We start from the raw sequence: 15,785 nt of genomic DNA, 5'->3' as shown, positions 1-15,785 counted from the left end.
AGGTAAAATCATGACGAATCAAAAAGCACTAGATGTTCTTAAATTATTTTATTTCGGATGTCCAGATATGATGCAACTTGCTAAAAAAGTACGCCTTCCTAGAGAAGAAGTACGTGAAATTCTTAAAAGTGCCAGAAGTTGTGGGCTTATTAACTATAGTACAAATGATTATAATGAAGCTTTTGTAAATGTTAAAAAGCAAAAGTTAGGTGCTTACTTACGTAGTAAAGGTGCACTAAGATAAACTTAAAAAGCTGATGCATAGCCTTAAAGAAGGAGGTGCATCAGCTTTTCTTTATTTAAGAGCTGTTAGAGAGTATCTGTAAGATAGAGCTCTGCTTGATAGCAGGTCTGGGCAATGTTAAGTAAGTGGTCTGAAATACGTTCAATATCAATAAGCATTTCGCTATAAAGCACACAAGCTTCAGGGGAACAGGAACTTAGATGAAGACGCTCAATTTGATTTTGTCTAAAACTTTGATTCATTTTATCAATGGTCTCTTCGGAGTAGAGTACATAATCTAGAGTTTCGACTCTATGAGTAGGATGGTTAGAGGCAATTTGATGGAAAGTGTCTAGAATGAGGAGACGCATTTGTTGAAGTTCCTTAAGTGTAGGTTCAGATAAGGTAAGGTTTTCATTATGTATACGCTCTTCGTATTGGGCAATATTTAAGGCATGGTCTCCAATACGTTCAATATCTCCTGTAATTTTAAATAAAGCATTTAACATCTTGGCATCTGCAAGAGGCATATCTGTTGCGGAAATTTTGCTGATATAGCGAATGATTTCCATATTTAAATAATCTAGATAGTGTTCATTCTTATAGACTAGATTGAGCTCGTCTATGCTATTTTTAGCTACTGCATCGAAAGCTAAAGTAACATTTTGCGTAGCTAATTTGAACATGCGATGAACTTCTTTGCAAAGCTGAGAAAGAGCAATGGCAGTTGAACCAATTTGATAAGGTTTAACAAATTCAAGCTGCATTTCTGGCTCACTTAAATCTTCTCCAGGAAGAAGTTTCCTTGCAATAGCAGCAAGAAGATTACCAAAAGGTAAAAGGAGTAGGGTTGTTGTAATATTAAAGAGAGTATGGACATTGGCAATTTGTGCAGCAGGTGAATTTGGCGTAAAGTGTGCTACCCAATCTGTAAAAGGTAAAGTTAAAGCAATAGTCACAAAAAGAAGTGTACCAATAATATTAAAGAGCAAATGAATAATAGTAGTACGTTTAGCGTTATGATTGGTGCCGATAGAAGCAATGATAGCCGTAATACATGTACCGATATTTTGCCCAAATAAAATATAAATACTGCTGTTTAGACCAATAAGCCCACTTGAAGCAAGCGTTTGTAAAATACCAATAGAAGCAGAGGAACTTTGAATAAGCGCGGTAAAGAGTGCACCAGCAGCTATACCAAATAGAGGATTTGAGAAGCTGGTCATCATTTTAATAAAGAAGGTAGAGTCACGAAGTGGTACCATGGCATTCCCCATAAAATCCATACCAATAAAGAGAATCCCCAAGCCCGCAATGATTTCACCAATGCATCTGGTACGTTTAGATTTAAAAAATAAGATAATCATAACACCTATAAAGGCAATAAGCGGGGCTAATGCACCAATATCTAGTGCAATAAGTTGCCCTGTAATAGTCGTACCAATATTAGCACCCATAATAACCCATACAGCCTGATTTAAGGTCATGAGTCCAGAGTTAACAAAACCTACAACCATAACAGTAGTTGCAGAAGAACTCTGAATAAGAGCTGTAATAACCATACCTACAAAAACGCCTAGAAACCGATTAGAGGTTAGTTTTTCTAAGATACCTTTTAGTTTATTTCCAGCAGCAGTTTCTAGTCCTTCGCTCATCATTTTCATGCCATAAAGAAAGAGTCCAAGTCCTCCAAGTAGTAACATAAAATCTGTGATTTTCATTAAAAATCCTCCCTATAGATTATAATGATTCCATGTTACCTAGTTTAATAGGAATGAAAATTTAGTACAAATAGCTTTTTAAGTCATTTTAGGCTTGAATAAGCAGTTTTTGTGTAGCTTTTATAAATAAGCTTTAATTTATATTATTTTTCAATAAATATAAAAAATCTATTTATATAAAAAAACAAGCTGAGAAAGGTAGTAAAGAGGCCCAGCTTCTTATTCCTATTATAAGTGCACTGTTAACTTTTTAGCTACCATACAAGTAGGTGTAACTTTATCAGGTCTCCTTACCTCAGCAATAGCAGCAGAAAAATTTGTAGATTTACTTGAAGTGATTGAGGGGAATATCCAGGATAAATAGGACCTAGAGGCTGTTAAAATTGAAAAGCTTGCAGAAGATGTTTAGATTCTCGATGAAAGTGTATCTATTGAAGAGGTTGAGAGGCTATTAGATGTTGATTTGTTTAAGGGAGAAGACTGTGAGACAATAGGGGGTTTTATTATTAAAGAGATTGGTAGGATTTCTTAAAAAGATAGTAGAATTAAACTAGCGCTTAAGGAAGGCTATGAGCTAAGTATTTTAGAAGTAGATAAAAACGTATTAAGAAAGTGACTATTTGCAAGGTCTTAACATAAATAAAGGAGCTTCTTTAAGCAAGCTCCTTTATTGTGTCCATGGACAGCATTTTAATTCTATAAGATCAATGAGTTTAAAGAGGACAAAACCCATAAGACTAAGAGCAATAATACCTGCAAACATTTTAGGGTAGTCTACCATAGACCAGGCATTCATAACGAGGTAACCAATACCATAAGTAGTAGCATAATTTTCAGCAAAAAATAAAGTTGCAATAGCAACACCTAGACTGACTCTTAAAGCTGAAAAAAGTTTAGGGAGAATAGCTGGAAATACAAGGTGTTTAAACTGATCGTAAGGACTAAGCCCTAAACTTTTCATAGACTGAAATAAAGTATAAGGAATTTCTTTTACGCCATCACGGACAGCAAGAAATACTTGAAAAATCATAATAGAGACCATCAGTATAACTTTAGAGGCATCCCCTATACCAAAGAAAATCATAAAAATAGGTAGAAAAGCAACCTTAGGAAGAGGATACAAAATATACGTAATAGGAGAAAGTAACCGGTCTGGTAACGTATAAAGCCCACACAAAATCCCTAAAGGTACTGCAATCATGAGAGAAATCACAAGTGCAAGGAGCATTCGGTATAAACTTGTAATGAGGTGGCGCCACAGTTCAGTTGGAAGGAGTACAAAAAATTTGGTAATGGCTTCAAGCGGTGCAGGTATAACATTAGAGTTTACACATAAACTTAAAACTTGCCATAGAAATAGAATGCTTAAAAGACCATATAAAGTAGGACGAGTAACCAGTTTTTTAAAACGAGTCATGATGAGACCTCCTCTTTAAGGAGCTTGCGAATTTGAAGCACTTGTTCATAAAAAGCAAGCGTTTCTTTAGCTTTTAGATCGCCAAAGAATGGATTCTCTAGAACTGTTTTAATTTGTCCTTTGTCCATAATAACAATTTGTTTACCAAGCAGAACAGCTTCTTCAATATTATGAGTAATGAGTACAAGTGTAGTAGGCTTATGGTGATAAAGTGATAAAATAAGTTCTTGCAGATGTTCTTTATTAAGATCATCTAAAGCTGAAGTTGCTTCATCTAATAAGAGTAAATCAGGTTCACGTACAAGTGTTCGAGCAATACTACAGCGTTGCTTTTGCCCACCACTAAGCTGATGAGGATACTTATTTTGGTACTTTGTAAGTCCTAGTTGATTAAGAACTTCTATTATTTTTTTATGTTTTTGCTCATGAGAAAGTTTAAAGGGAACAAGTGCTAGAGCCACGTTATCATACACTGTTTTCCAAGGTAGAAGACCTAAGTCTTGCAAAATGAGGCCTGTACTTTGGCGAATACCAGCTAATGGTGTTTGATTAATAAGAAGCGATCCTGCTTCGGGTTTATAAAGACCAGCTAAAAGCATAAGGAGCGTTGTTTTACCACATCCAGAAGGACCAATAATAGCACAAGTAGAGTGCTTAGGAATAGTTAAATGAAGGTGATTTAGAACCACCTCCCCTTCATAGGAGAAGGAGAGGTTATAGATATTAATCATTATTTACAAATTTTCCTTCAATAAGGTTACTTGGAACGAGGTTAAGTTCTTGGTTAAGTGTTTCACTAGACCAATCCATTATTTTTTGAATATAAGCTTCTTCTGGTAAGTGTGCTAAGCTATAAGTTGGTAGGATGATATCATCTTGAATAGCTGGATTAAGGTTAAGTTTTTCGATAAGAAGTGTACGTGCTTCATCTGGATTTTCCATAAGGTCCTGAGCAGCTTTATTATAGCCTTCATGGAAACGTGCAATAGCTTCTTCTTTTTCTGTTAAAGCTTTGTCTGTAAAGGCCATAACATTAGGACAAATACCATCTTCAGGTGTATAAATTCTTTTTTCAAGAGCCCCATTTGCTGCGCCGTTAGAAGCCATTGGTTCTGGGAACAGTCCCATATCTACCTGACCAGATTTAATCATTTCAAGACGGGCTGGGATATCATTAATAAATACTTTTTCAATGGTATAGTCATCACCTAACCATTCATCAATAAGGAAGTTAGAAACAGATACTTCCATCATAGCTACTTTAATTTCAGGAGTTTCTTCATAACCTGCTCGAACAAGTACAGGGAATACACCATCTGTAAGTGTTGTAGCTTTAAGGTCGAATCCACCATTTATATTTGTAGCAACTGCAATAAGATCAGTCATAGCGCCATCAATAGCATATGTCTGAAGAGCTGTCTGACGATCACCGGCATTGTTAAAAAGTTCGATAGTAAGATCAAGACCAAGTTCATCAAAGTAGCCTTTTTCTTCTGCAAGGTAAATAGGTGCAGTATCTACTGCAGGCATTACACCAATTTTAAGAGAGAGCGTTTCTTCTGGTGCGTTAGAAGAAGTACTGCATCCAGCGAGTATAAGTGTAGGGATGAGCGTAAGTGTTGCAACAAGTTTCTTGCATTTCATGTTATATCCTCCGATGTTAAAAAAGTGTTAAATAAAAAACAATCTTTATTGTACTATACATAAATAAGGTTGTGCAATGTTTAAATTTATGTCATAATAAGAAAATGACTTTAAAGAAGGACATATAGGTGAGAAGATGAAAAGAGATTTAAATTATTTTAAAGTATTGATAAAGGACGTATGGATTGCGTCAAGACCGCTTTCTTTAACCCTTGCAGTAGCTTCTACAACACTTGGAATTGTTGTAGCCTACAATCAAGGTTATTTATTTAACAGTCAAGTTGCTCTTGATTGGTTTAAAATTATTTTAATTACAGTGGCGGGGATTTTGGCTCAATTAGGTGCGAACTTTATCAATGATTACTTTGAAGGTTCTTTTAGATATCATAGGCCTTCAGGAAGAAAAATTAAGTTTTTAGGTGTAGAACGTACATATTTTGATATACTTGTCTTTATGTGTGGCATGGGCTCTTTTGCAGGTGCTGCAGTAATAGGAATCTTACTCATTCTCCTAACAAATATGCAGATGTTTTGGATTGGGATTATAGGAATTATTGGTTCGTATGCTTATACGGGGGAGCCTTTTGTCTATAAACGTAGAGGATTAGGTGTTCCGCTTTCATTCTTGCTTATGGGACCTTTAATGGTATATGGTGCGTATTTCCCATTTGGTATGGGCTTTTCATGGACACCTGTTTTAATTGCATTGCCACCAAGTTTTTTCATTCCAGCACTTATGATTAGTAATGAAATGCGTGATTTTACACGTGATAAGGGCTTAAGTCTTGGAACACTAAGTGTACGTATTGGGAGTGAGAAGAGTAAAAAACTTTATGCAACACTTGTGTTTGGCGCATATGTTTTAACGGCTATTTATGTTGTATTAGGAATCTGCCCATTGCCTGCTTTATTAGTATTCTTTACTTTACCACTTGCTTTTAAAGCTTATAAATGTGTAGCAAGCTTTAAAGGACTAGGTATTCCTTATACGAACAACTTACATTGGCTATTTAACTTAATCTTTATTGGAAGCTTATTGATACAAGGTTTCCTACGTTAAAAGAGGGCTTAGGCTCTCTTTTTTATGTTTTACTTTATTTTACTCTGAAAGAAAATGTTTATATAATAAGAGAAACGGATGAGATTGAAAAAAGGAGAGCTAAGGGATGGATGAATCATTATTAAAACAATGCACATTATGTCCAAGAGAATGCAGAGTAAATCGTTTAGAAGGACAATTAGGTTTTTGCAGGGCAGATGGACAAGTAGAGATTGCAAGGGCTGCCCTACATCATTGGGAAGAGCCTTGCTTATCAGGAGAGAAAGGCTCAGGAACTATTTTCTTTTCACATTGCACATTAGGGTGTGTATTTTGTCAAAACTATGAGATTAGCACAATGGGAAAAGGCAAAGTTATATCTATAGAGCGACTAGCAGATATTTGCTTGGAGTTGCAGGCGAAGGGGGCACACAATATTAATTTTGTTACACCCACTCACTACAGCATTCAGATTATAGAAGCCATCAAACTTGCTAGGACAAAAGGACTGCATCTGCCTATTGTGTATAACACAAGTGGTTATGAGAAAGTAGAAACACTGAAACGACTTGAAGGGTACGTAGATATTTATTTGCCGGATTTTAAGTATTTTAAATCGAGCTATGGTAAGAAGTATTCAAGAGCTGCCCATTATGGTGATTATGCCAAAGCAGCCATTGGGGAAATGGTAAGACAAGTAGGAACAGCTTGTTTTAATGAGGCAGGGATGATGGTAAAGGGGGTTATTGTAAGGCATCTTATGTTGCCAGGACTACTTTTTGATTCTAAGCATATTGTCGAGTATCTGTATAACACCTATAAGGATCAGGTTTACATTAGCTTAATGAATCAGTATACACCTCTTAAGCATGTAGCTAAGTATCCAGAACTGAATCGTCCTTTAAGTCCTAAGCATTATGATTATATGGTGGAATATGCCTTAGCTATAGGCATTGAAAATGGCTTTATACAGGAAGGAGAGACGAATAAAGAAAGTTTCATTCCACCTTTCAATGAGGAGGGTGTAGAACCTTTTTCTTCCAACTAGCATATAAATAGAGATAGAGAAAAGAAATTAGGTGATCAATATGATAGAAATTTTATTGTTGGTTATAGCTCTATCCATAGATGCTTTTGTGGCAAGTTTGGCCTATGGCGCAGATCGTATTAAAATTCCTGTACGTTCTGCTATGGCTTTAAGCATAGTAAGTGCTTTTATTTTACTTATCTCTATGGCAGGGGGATCACTTATTAGTACACTCTTGCCAGCTTATGCGACCACCGTTTTATGTTTTGGACTTTTATTTTTATTAGGTATTAGTAGATTTTGTGAAGGACTTATTAAAGATTTTCTAAAGAAGCATTCCAACCATGTACAAGGTATTACATTTAAGTTTTGGGATTTTCATTTTATCTTGGATATTTATATGGATAATACAAGGGCTGACCAGGACCATTCTAAAGAACTAAGTATTAAAGAGGCACTTTCTTTAGGTATTGTACTCTCTTTGGATGGTATTGCAGCAGGGTTTGGAAGTGGTCTTGTAGAAGTTCATTATATAGAAACACTTATTTTAGCACTCCTTATAGGGCTGTTTTCTATTTTATTAGGTGCTCGTATAGGGGAACATATTGCCCAAACAACTAAATGGAATATTTCCTGGTTAAGTGGTATTACCTTAATTATTCTAGCTTTTATGAAACTTTTTTAAAGGACTGCTCTTTGCAGTCCTTTTTATAATGCCCCAAATAAGATAAGTATTTTAGATTAAGGTTTAAGTGGAATAATATGGACAAGGCGTACATATAAATAGAGTACAAATTACTTAAGTCAAAGTGAGGAGGATACTATGGAGAATAAGTATTATAGGCAACCAAAGGAAAGTGTACTTAGGTCGCTGAAAGTATCGGAAGAGAAAGGACTTACACACAAAGAAGCAGATAATAGGCTTAGAGAATATGGTAAAAACGAATTTACAAAGCCTAAACAAGCTAGTCTGCTTCAAGAAGTTAAAGAAATACTGGGACAGCAACTTATTATCATATTACTTATTGCAGCGGGTATTAGCCTGCTCATTAAAGAATATCATGATGCCATTGGGATTTGTTTGGCTATTTTAATAGGGAGTGTGATAGGGCTAGTAACTGAAAATAAATCCAAAAAAGCGGCTGAAGCTCTCGCACAAATGACAGAGGATATACGTGTAAAAGTGCTAAGGGATGGAAAAAAAGAGGTCATACATAAAAGTGAAGTTGTAGTAGGAGATATTGTTTTTCTAGAAACAGGAGACATGATTCCTGCAGATGGACGTATTTTAAAAAGTGTCGAGCTTAAAGTACGAGAGGATATGCTAACAGGTGAATCTGATGATGTACGTAAGGAAGAGTGTACGGTGAGTTCAGACCATTTAGCAGAGCAGAAGAATATGCTTTTTGGGGGAACACTTATCGCTCTTGGTACAGCGACTATGGTTGTAACAGCTATAGGAGACCACACTGAGATGGGAAGTATTGCCAAGGAATTAGGAGAGCGTGAGGAAGATACACCACTTCAGATTAAACTTGATAACTTAGGAAAGAAGATTTCTCAAATTTCTACAGCTGTTGCAGGCATGTTATTTGTTTATATGCTTGTACAGATTATACAGGAAGCACCTATTCATATGAGTCTTGCTAATGGACAAGCTTTTAGAAACTCTATGAAAGGTCTGGCTGCATGCTTTCCAGAGATTAAAACAGCCTTTGTTGTATGTGTAGCTTTGATTGTAGCGGCTGTGCCAGAAGGCTTAACCACTATGATTAATATTACACTTGCTATTACTATGAAACAGATGGCTAAAATTAATGCTTTAGTACGTAAAAAAGAAGCGTGTGAAACTATAGGAAGTGTAAGTGTAATCTGTAGCGATAAAACAGGTACATTAACACAGAACCGTATGCAAGTAGCAAAAGTATATCTTGAAGGACATTATGTCGAGCCATCTAAGCTAAGTGAACATAAAGACTTTGTACATAACTGTTTGATTAATAGCACAGCAGATGTAGATTATAGCTCACCAGAACCTAAGTATATAGGAAGTGCTACAGAATGTGCGCTTCTTCGTCTTTGTAAAGACTTTAATTATCAAACAGCAAGAGAGATTAGTGATATTGTAAGACAGGTTCCTTTTAATTCTCAGAATAAATATATGCTCACTATGATTCATACCCCTAACCATTATATACTTTATTCTAAAGGCGCACCTGAAGTTATACTTGAACAATGCGGTTATGAATTAATAGAGGGGAGTATAAAACCTTTAACAGGGACGCGTAAACAGGAGATTATACGAGAAATGAGTCAGCTTCAAAAAGAAGCTATGCGTGTATTAGCTTTTGGGTATAAAGAAAGTATAGAGCCTAAGGATTATCGAACAAGAGCAGATTGGAAGAGAGAACTTGTATTCCAAGGTTTTGTAGGTATTAATGATCCACTTAGAGAAGGTGTTGTAGATTCCATTGCTATAGCTAGAGAAGGTGGCATTGAAACGAAAATGCTTACAGGAGATAACATTCAGACAGCTATGGCAATTGGTAAGGAACTGGGTATGATTGGTGAAGGATCTAAGATGCGTGCAGTTGAATCTACTTATATTGACCAATTAGATGATAAACAATTAGCAGATGAAATTAAAACCATTGGTATTGTAGCACGTTCTAAGCCAACTACTAAAATGCGTATTGTACAAGCTCTTCAGAAAAATGGAGAGGTTGTAGCCGTAACAGGAGATGGTATTAATGATGCCCCTGCTCTTACTAAAGCAGATGTAGGTGTAGCTATGGGGATTGCAGGGACAGAAGTAAGTAAAAATGCAGCAGATATTATTCTAACAGATGATAGTTTTAGTACGATTGTACAAGCTATTAAATGGGGACGTGGTATTTATAATAACTTCCAACGTTTTATACAGTTTCAGCTTACTGTCAATGTTATAGCCTTTCTTATTGCAGTGCTGAGTCAACTTATGGGTTATGATATGCCATTTACTACGATACATCTCTTATGGATTAACCTGATCATGGATGGGCCTCCTGCTCTTGTATTAGGATTAGAACCTATTCGTGAATCGGTGATGAAGCGTAAACCTACGTCAAGAAATGCAAGTATTATTAATAAATTTATGATTTTAACTATAGGACTTAATAGTCTTTATATTGCTATCGTATTATATTTGCAAATTAAACTAAACTTCTTAGGTGCAAATCTAAATCATGTTATAGGCAATGCCAGTGAAGTGCAAACTGTACTGTTTAGTCTTTTTGCTTTTTCAGTGCTCTTTAATGCCTTTAACTGTAGAGAGTTTGGTATTGCAAGTATATTCCCTAACTTTACAAAGAATAAGATGTTCCTAAGGGTCATTGCTTTAACAGCGTGCCTGCAGATTCTTATTACACAGTTTGTAGGTAAATTCTTTAATGCTGTACCACTAACAGCTAATATGTGGGGCAAAATTATATTAGTAGGTCTTTCTGTTATCGTTGTTAATGAAGTACTTAAATTAGCCTTTAGAATAGCAAGTAAAGTACTTCATCAATCTATTGACAGATAAAAAACCATTAGGTATGATAAAAAGTAAGAAATAGAGAAACTTAAAAGACTTTTTGTGAAATACAAAAAGTCTTTTTTATGGTGTTAAGGAGGTGGTATGAATGGATTCGCATGAGCAGAGGCAAAATAAACAAGAGATGGAAAGTTTACCAGATAGGGAAGAAGCTAGTCATACCCCATTACGAGACTTCCCCATCTAAGAGAGGGGATCCACTATGAAATTGAATATGAATAAAGAAGAGTTTAGAAAATTTCTATTACATGCACCACAGTCAAAGGTGATGCAGTACATAGAAGATGTACATCCAGTAGATATTTTAGATATTCTAAGAGATGATGAAGAAGATGCGCAAGATATACTGGGGCGTCTACCTGAAAATTATATTGCTCAGATTATAGACGAAGCTGAGACAGAAGAAAAGTATCATTTTCTCATGCAGTTTAGTGAGAATAAGCAAAAAAACATTATGGAGGCCATGTCTTCAGATGAACTTACAGACTTATTAGGCATTTTAGATGAGGATCAGGCTAATAAACTCTTAGCTAGAATGACAGAAGAAGATGCGAGGAAAGTAAGGCAACTTTTAAGTTACGAACCAGATACTGCAGCGGGTATTATGGCAACAGAGTTTATCTGTATTAAAGAGTATATGAATGTAGAAGAGACCCTAAGATACCTTCAGGCTAATCAAGAAGAAATGGACAATGCCTATAACCTTTATGTTATTGATAGCTTAGACAGGCTTAAAGGCGTTGTTTCTTTAAAAGATTTAGTAAGTTCTGCTTTTACAACATCTATTAGAGAAATTATACAGACGAATGTAGAAAGCATTCCTTATCATATGGATCAGGAAGAAGTAGGACACTTGTTTGAAAAGTATGGGTATTTAACGATGCCTGTTGTAGATCATATAGGAAGACTTTTAGGAATTGTTACTGTAGATGATGTGATGCAGATTTTGCGTGATGAAAATACAGAAGATATTCACAAGCTAGGTGGTGTAGGTGAAGGTGAAAAACTCAATGGTACTTTAAAAGAATCTGTGCGAAGTAGATTGCCATGGCTTTTAGTTAATTTATTAACGGCTATTTTAGCATCAGCCATTGTAGGTTTATTTGAAGGAACTATTGAAAAGGTTGTTTCGCTAGCTACCTTTATGCCTATTGTAGCAGGTATGGGTGGTAATGCAGGGACACAGACCCTTACTGTTATGGTAAGAGGACTAGCCTTAGGTGAATTAGACTATAAACATATCAAAAAGGTTTTATTTAAAGAAATTGGTATTGGAACCATTACAGGTATATCTATAGGATGTATTATTGCTGTTTTAGGTTATATGTGGGAAGGTAATATAATCTTTGGTCTTGTTATAGGTATTGCTATGGTTCTGAATATGATTGTAGCAACACTTTCTGGATTTACCGTACCTATTGTACTGAAAAAAATTAAAGTAGATCCAGCACTTGCATCTTCAGTATTTGTGACAACTTTTACAGATGTCTTAGGCTTTTTCTTTTTCTTAGGTCTTGCTACACTATTTATACACTATCTCGTTTAGAAGAAAAGGAGCATAAAAGGAGTTTATATGGATAAAATTATTATTTACTGTGATGGCGGTTGTAGAGGAAACGGTAGAGAAGACAATGTAGGTGGATGGGGTGTTTATCTAACTTACAAAGGAAATGAAAAAGAACTTTATGGTGGTACAAAAGGTACAACCAATAATATTATGGAGCTGACTGCTTGCATACAAGCCTTAAGAGCTTTAAAAAGACATGATATTCCAGTAGAAGTAATGGTAGATAGTGCTTATGTATTAAATGGTATTACGAACTGGATTTATAACTGGATGAAAAAAGGATGGGTGACTTCCAAAAAAGAACCAGTGGAAAATAAAGAACTATGGCAGCGACTTTATGAAGAAAAACAGAAATTCACGAATATCACCTTTATTAAAGTAAAAGGGCATTCTGATAATGTAGGCAATAACAGGGCAGATGCTTTAGCTAATAAAGGAATGGATGAAGTAACATTAAGATAGGCTTTAGGAGGAATTAGAAAATGGCTAACATTGGGGTTTTCTTTTGTACAGAAGATGAAATACTTACACACATGTATGAAAGACATGATGGGAAACAACAAGGGGTAATCTTTAATCCCCCAGAAGGACATGATCGTGTATGGAGAAATAAATTTGAGAAAGAACATAGAGAAAAGTATGATTTTTGGCCCATAGGCAGAGTAAGTTATAACACAAATAGCAGACAGTATATTATTTATCATGATAAATGTTTAGGTAAGGATGTTTTAGAAAAAGTACGAGTATTATTTAATGTACCAGATGAAGTCGTGCGTTATGTTGTGGATGACTATTATAGCTGCCAAGAGTGTCGTAAAAAAATTATAGATGATGATGAAAATTTATACTGGTAGAATTAAAAATGTGCAAAATTTGACATGATCTATAATTAATCATACAATAAATATATAAATGTTATTGTTAGAAAGGGGAAAATATGTCAAATTGTAGTTCTTGTCCATCACATGGTTCATGTTCTAAAAGTGAGTCAAGTTGTGGTGTACAAAATAATCCAAATAATAAAATTAAAAAAATCATTGGTGTTATGAGTGGCAAGGGCGGCGTTGGTAAGTCTACTTTATCTGTTCTTATTGCTAAAGCTTTAAATAAAAAAGGTTTTAAAGTAGGTGTCATGGATGCTGATATTACAGGACCAAGTATACCTAGACTTCTTCATATTAAAGATGAGAAAGCTATGACTACAGGTGAGACCATTCACCCTGTTGCAACACAAGAAGGCATTAAAGTTATGTCTTTAAACTTATTGATTGAAGATGAAAATCAACCTGTAATTTGGAGAGGGCCTGTTATTGCAGGTGCTGTCAAACAATTTTATACAGATGTTTTATGGGGTGAACTTGATTATTTAGTGATTGATATGCCACCAGGAACAGGAGATGTAGCACTTACAGTGATGCAATCTATTCCAATGACAGGCATTGTTATGATTTCAACACCACAAGATATGGTATCTATGATTGTTTCAAAAGCTATCAATATGGCTAGAAAAATTGATATTCCAGTACTTGGTGTTATTGAAAATATGAGTTATGTCTTATGTCCAGACTGTGATAAGAAAATTAGAATCTTTAACAAAGAAGGTATGGATCAGTTCTTAAGTAATATGGATGTAGAACTTCTTGGGGAATTGCCTATGATGACTGAAATCAGTAGCTTATCCGAAAATGTAATGCCTATTACAAATGAAGAAGTTCAAAATGTGTTAGAAAAAACAACTCAAAAGATTATAAATGCCTAATATAAATTTTATATAAAATTTATGAGATAGATATGGCTTTATGAGTCAATATAGAGTATGATAGTTAGGACAATAGGAAAACTATTGTCCTATTTTTATTTTATTGAATCAATACGCATGAATTATAGCGTGGATGCGAGCAAGTTAACTAGGAGGAGAACATCATGACTTGTCTAACTAGACGAGAAGTCGAATCCCTTTATAATAAAATAAGTGGATTTGAATTTAAAGAAATTTTAATCAGTATTGCCAAAAGTAAAAAAGAGAACAGAAAACCTATTTTAGATGCAGGAAGAGGAAATCCTAACTGGACAGCCGCCCTTCCAAGACAAGCCTTTTTTATTTTTGGACAATTTGCTGTTTTAGAAACGCAAAGAACTTGGAAAGAAGAAGATTTAGCAGGTATGCCTAAACGTAAAGGTATTGCACAACGTCTAGACCAGTTTTTAGAAACTTGCCAAGATGAAAAGGTTAGAACTTTTTTAAGTGCGTTTATAGATTATGGAGTGAAAAAATTAAATTTTGATAGGGATTTTTGGGTATATGAACTTGTTAATGGGATTATAGGTGATCATTATCCATTCCCAGATAGAAGTCTTATACATATTGAAAAAGTAGTACGCGATTACCTTTTACAAGAACTGTGCCAAGGGGTAGAGATTGAAGGGCAATTTAACATCTTCAGTGTAGAAGGTGGCGCTGCTGGGATGTGCTACTTATTTGACTCACTTGTACATAATCATCTACTTCATAAAGGTGATAAAATTGCTTTAATGACACCAATTTTTACACCATATCTAGAAATTCCTCACTTGCCAGATTATGCTTTTGAGGTCGTTTATATTAAAGCAACACCATTAGAAGTGAATGGTGTTAAGAGTATGCAATATACAAAAGAAGCATTAGAGGTCTTAAAAGACTCGTCTATTAAAGCAGTCTTTATTGTAAATCCTAATAATCCCCTTTCTATTGCTATGAGTGATGCAAGTAAAGCTGATTTTATTAAGATTGTAAAAGAAGACAGACCCGATTTAATGGTTGTAACAGATGATGTTTATAGTACATTTGTACCAGGATTCCGCTCTCTTATTGCTGATTTACCTTATAATACACTTTGTATTTATTCTTTATCTAAGTACTTTGGTGTAACGGGTTGGAGACTTGGAACAATTATGCTCCATGAAGATAATGTATTTGATGAACTTATTTGCAATCTAAATCAAGAAGACAAGGATGAACTTGAGAAACGTTATACTTCATTAGGGAGACATGCAGAAGATGTAACTTTTATTGACCGTATTGTAGCGGATAGTAGATTAGTAGCACTGAATCATACAGCTGGTCTTTCGACACCACAGCAAGTTCAGATGGCATTCTTCTGTGGATTTGCTCTATTAGATAAAGCGAATCGTTATAAAGAAATGACACGTGAAATTTGTATAAGACGTAAAAATATTCTTTACCAGGGACTTCAGCGTAATCTTGTACAGGATCCACATGATGCTTGCTATTATACAGAAATTGACTTATATGAGTGGGCTAAGGAAGAATGGGGTATGACCTATGCAACGGATATGGATAAGGCTTATAAATGTGTGGACTTCTTATATGAATTAGCACATAGTCATAATGTTATTCTGTTATCGGGAGATGGGTTTGCTTCTTCAAAATGGTCAGTTAGAGTTTCTTTAGCAAATTTAAATGATGAAGATTACTTCATTATTGGAAAAGCTATTCGTAGCATTATGAATCATTGGAAAGAAACACTCAATTAATCAATCAATTAAAAAAGCTACCGTAATTTCTACGGTAGC

Annotated in this window: 15 protein-coding genes; 11 read left to right on the top strand and 4 right to left on the bottom strand. The window is 35.0% G+C overall.

The features are described from left to right. Positions 1–10: 10 nt before the first annotated feature. Entirely contained in the window at positions 11–244 is a 234-nt protein-coding gene (locus tag ACLTBU_RS07720) for a hypothetical protein (protein ID WP_177672241.1), read from the top strand. 65 nt (positions 245–309) lie between these two features. Here the strand turns inward: ACLTBU_RS07720 and ACLTBU_RS07715 are convergent, their stop codons facing one another. After that, positions 310–1,944, bottom strand: a complete 1,635-nt coding sequence (locus tag ACLTBU_RS07715; protein ID WP_249332463.1) for a Na/Pi cotransporter family protein — start codon at positions 1,942–1,944, stop codon at positions 310–312. Between the two features lie 409 nt (positions 1,945–2,353). Between ACLTBU_RS07715 and ACLTBU_RS07710 the strand changes: the two genes are divergently transcribed. Next, complete coding sequence (locus ACLTBU_RS07710; RefSeq protein ID WP_412218516.1) at positions 2,354–2,476, top strand: transporter associated domain-containing protein; 123 nt, start codon at positions 2,354–2,356, stop codon at positions 2,474–2,476. A 135-nt stretch (positions 2,477–2,611) separates the two neighbouring features. On the opposite strand, the gene ACLTBU_RS07705 is transcribed toward ACLTBU_RS07710, so the two are convergent. The 3 genes from ACLTBU_RS07705 to ACLTBU_RS07695 are packed head-to-tail and all read right to left on the bottom strand — an operon-like array spanning position 2,612 to position 5,005. After that, on the bottom strand, positions 2,612–3,361 hold the full coding sequence (locus ACLTBU_RS07705) for an ABC transporter permease (RefSeq protein ID WP_249332464.1): 750 nt from the start codon (positions 3,359–3,361) through the stop codon (positions 2,612–2,614). After that, positions 3,358–4,050: an ABC transporter ATP-binding protein gene (locus ACLTBU_RS07700; protein ID WP_412218442.1), complete on the bottom strand. Its 693-nt coding sequence runs from the start codon at positions 4,048–4,050 to the stop codon at positions 3,358–3,360. The genes ACLTBU_RS07705 and ACLTBU_RS07700 overlap by 4 nt, the downstream gene beginning before the upstream one ends. 34 nt (positions 4,051–4,084) lie before the next feature. Then, positions 4,085–5,005: an ABC transporter substrate-binding protein gene (locus tag ACLTBU_RS07695; RefSeq protein ID WP_249332466.1), complete on the bottom strand. Its 921-nt coding sequence runs from the start codon at positions 5,003–5,005 to the stop codon at positions 4,085–4,087. Between the two features lie 136 nt (positions 5,006–5,141). Here ACLTBU_RS07695 and ACLTBU_RS07690 point away from each other — a divergent pair, with 136 nt between their 5' ends. From ACLTBU_RS07690 to aspD, 9 genes are all read left to right on the top strand, one after another. After that, a complete protein-coding gene (locus tag ACLTBU_RS07690) occupies positions 5,142–6,065 on the top strand; it encodes a prenyltransferase (protein WP_249332467.1) in 924 nt (307 codons plus the stop codon). A 106-nt stretch (positions 6,066–6,171) separates the two neighbouring features. After that, a complete protein-coding gene (locus ACLTBU_RS07685; RefSeq protein WP_249332468.1) occupies positions 6,172–7,092 on the top strand; it encodes a radical SAM protein in 921 nt (306 codons plus the stop codon). Positions 7,093–7,132: 40 nt separating this feature from the next. Continuing rightward, the gene (ytaF, locus tag ACLTBU_RS07680) at positions 7,133–7,756 is read left to right on the top strand and encodes a sporulation membrane protein YtaF (RefSeq protein ID WP_177672234.1); all 624 of its coding nucleotides are present in this window, start codon (positions 7,133–7,135) and stop codon (positions 7,754–7,756) included. 138 nt (positions 7,757–7,894) lie between these two features. Continuing rightward, positions 7,895–10,633 carry a calcium-translocating P-type ATPase, PMCA-type gene (locus ACLTBU_RS07675; RefSeq protein ID WP_249332469.1) on the top strand — a complete coding sequence of 913 codons (2,739 nt, stop codon included), beginning with the start codon at positions 7,895–7,897 and terminating at the stop codon, positions 10,631–10,633. A gap of 214 nt (positions 10,634–10,847) precedes the next feature. Beyond that, a complete protein-coding gene (mgtE, locus tag ACLTBU_RS07670; protein ID WP_249332470.1) occupies positions 10,848–12,191 on the top strand; it encodes a magnesium transporter in 1,344 nt (447 codons plus the stop codon). Between the two features lie 27 nt (positions 12,192–12,218). Next, positions 12,219–12,674: a ribonuclease HI gene (gene rnhA / locus ACLTBU_RS07665; protein ID WP_249332471.1), complete on the top strand. Its 456-nt coding sequence runs from the start codon at positions 12,219–12,221 to the stop codon at positions 12,672–12,674. Positions 12,675–12,694: 20 nt separating this feature from the next. Next, positions 12,695–13,066, top strand: coding sequence for a hypothetical protein (locus tag ACLTBU_RS07660; RefSeq protein ID WP_412218436.1), 372 nt, complete (start codon positions 12,695–12,697; stop codon positions 13,064–13,066). A gap of 83 nt (positions 13,067–13,149) precedes the next feature. Continuing rightward, positions 13,150–13,971 carry an Mrp/NBP35 family ATP-binding protein gene (locus ACLTBU_RS07655; protein ID WP_249332473.1) on the top strand — a complete coding sequence of 274 codons (822 nt, stop codon included), beginning with the start codon at positions 13,150–13,152 and terminating at the stop codon, positions 13,969–13,971. Between the two features lie 164 nt (positions 13,972–14,135). Beyond that, positions 14,136–15,746, top strand: a complete 1,611-nt coding sequence (gene aspD / locus ACLTBU_RS07650; protein ID WP_249332474.1) for an aspartate 4-decarboxylase — start codon at positions 14,136–14,138, stop codon at positions 15,744–15,746. Positions 15,747–15,785 lie beyond the last annotated feature (39 nt).

The sequence above is a fragment of the Zhenhengia sp. genome (assembly GCF_046966505.1).
GTDB lineage: Bacteria > Bacillota > Clostridia > Lachnospirales > Cellulosilyticaceae > Zhenhengia > Zhenhengia yiwuensis.
Note: the sequence above shows the minus strand (reverse complement) of the source record. Positions and strands in the feature narration are given on the sequence as shown.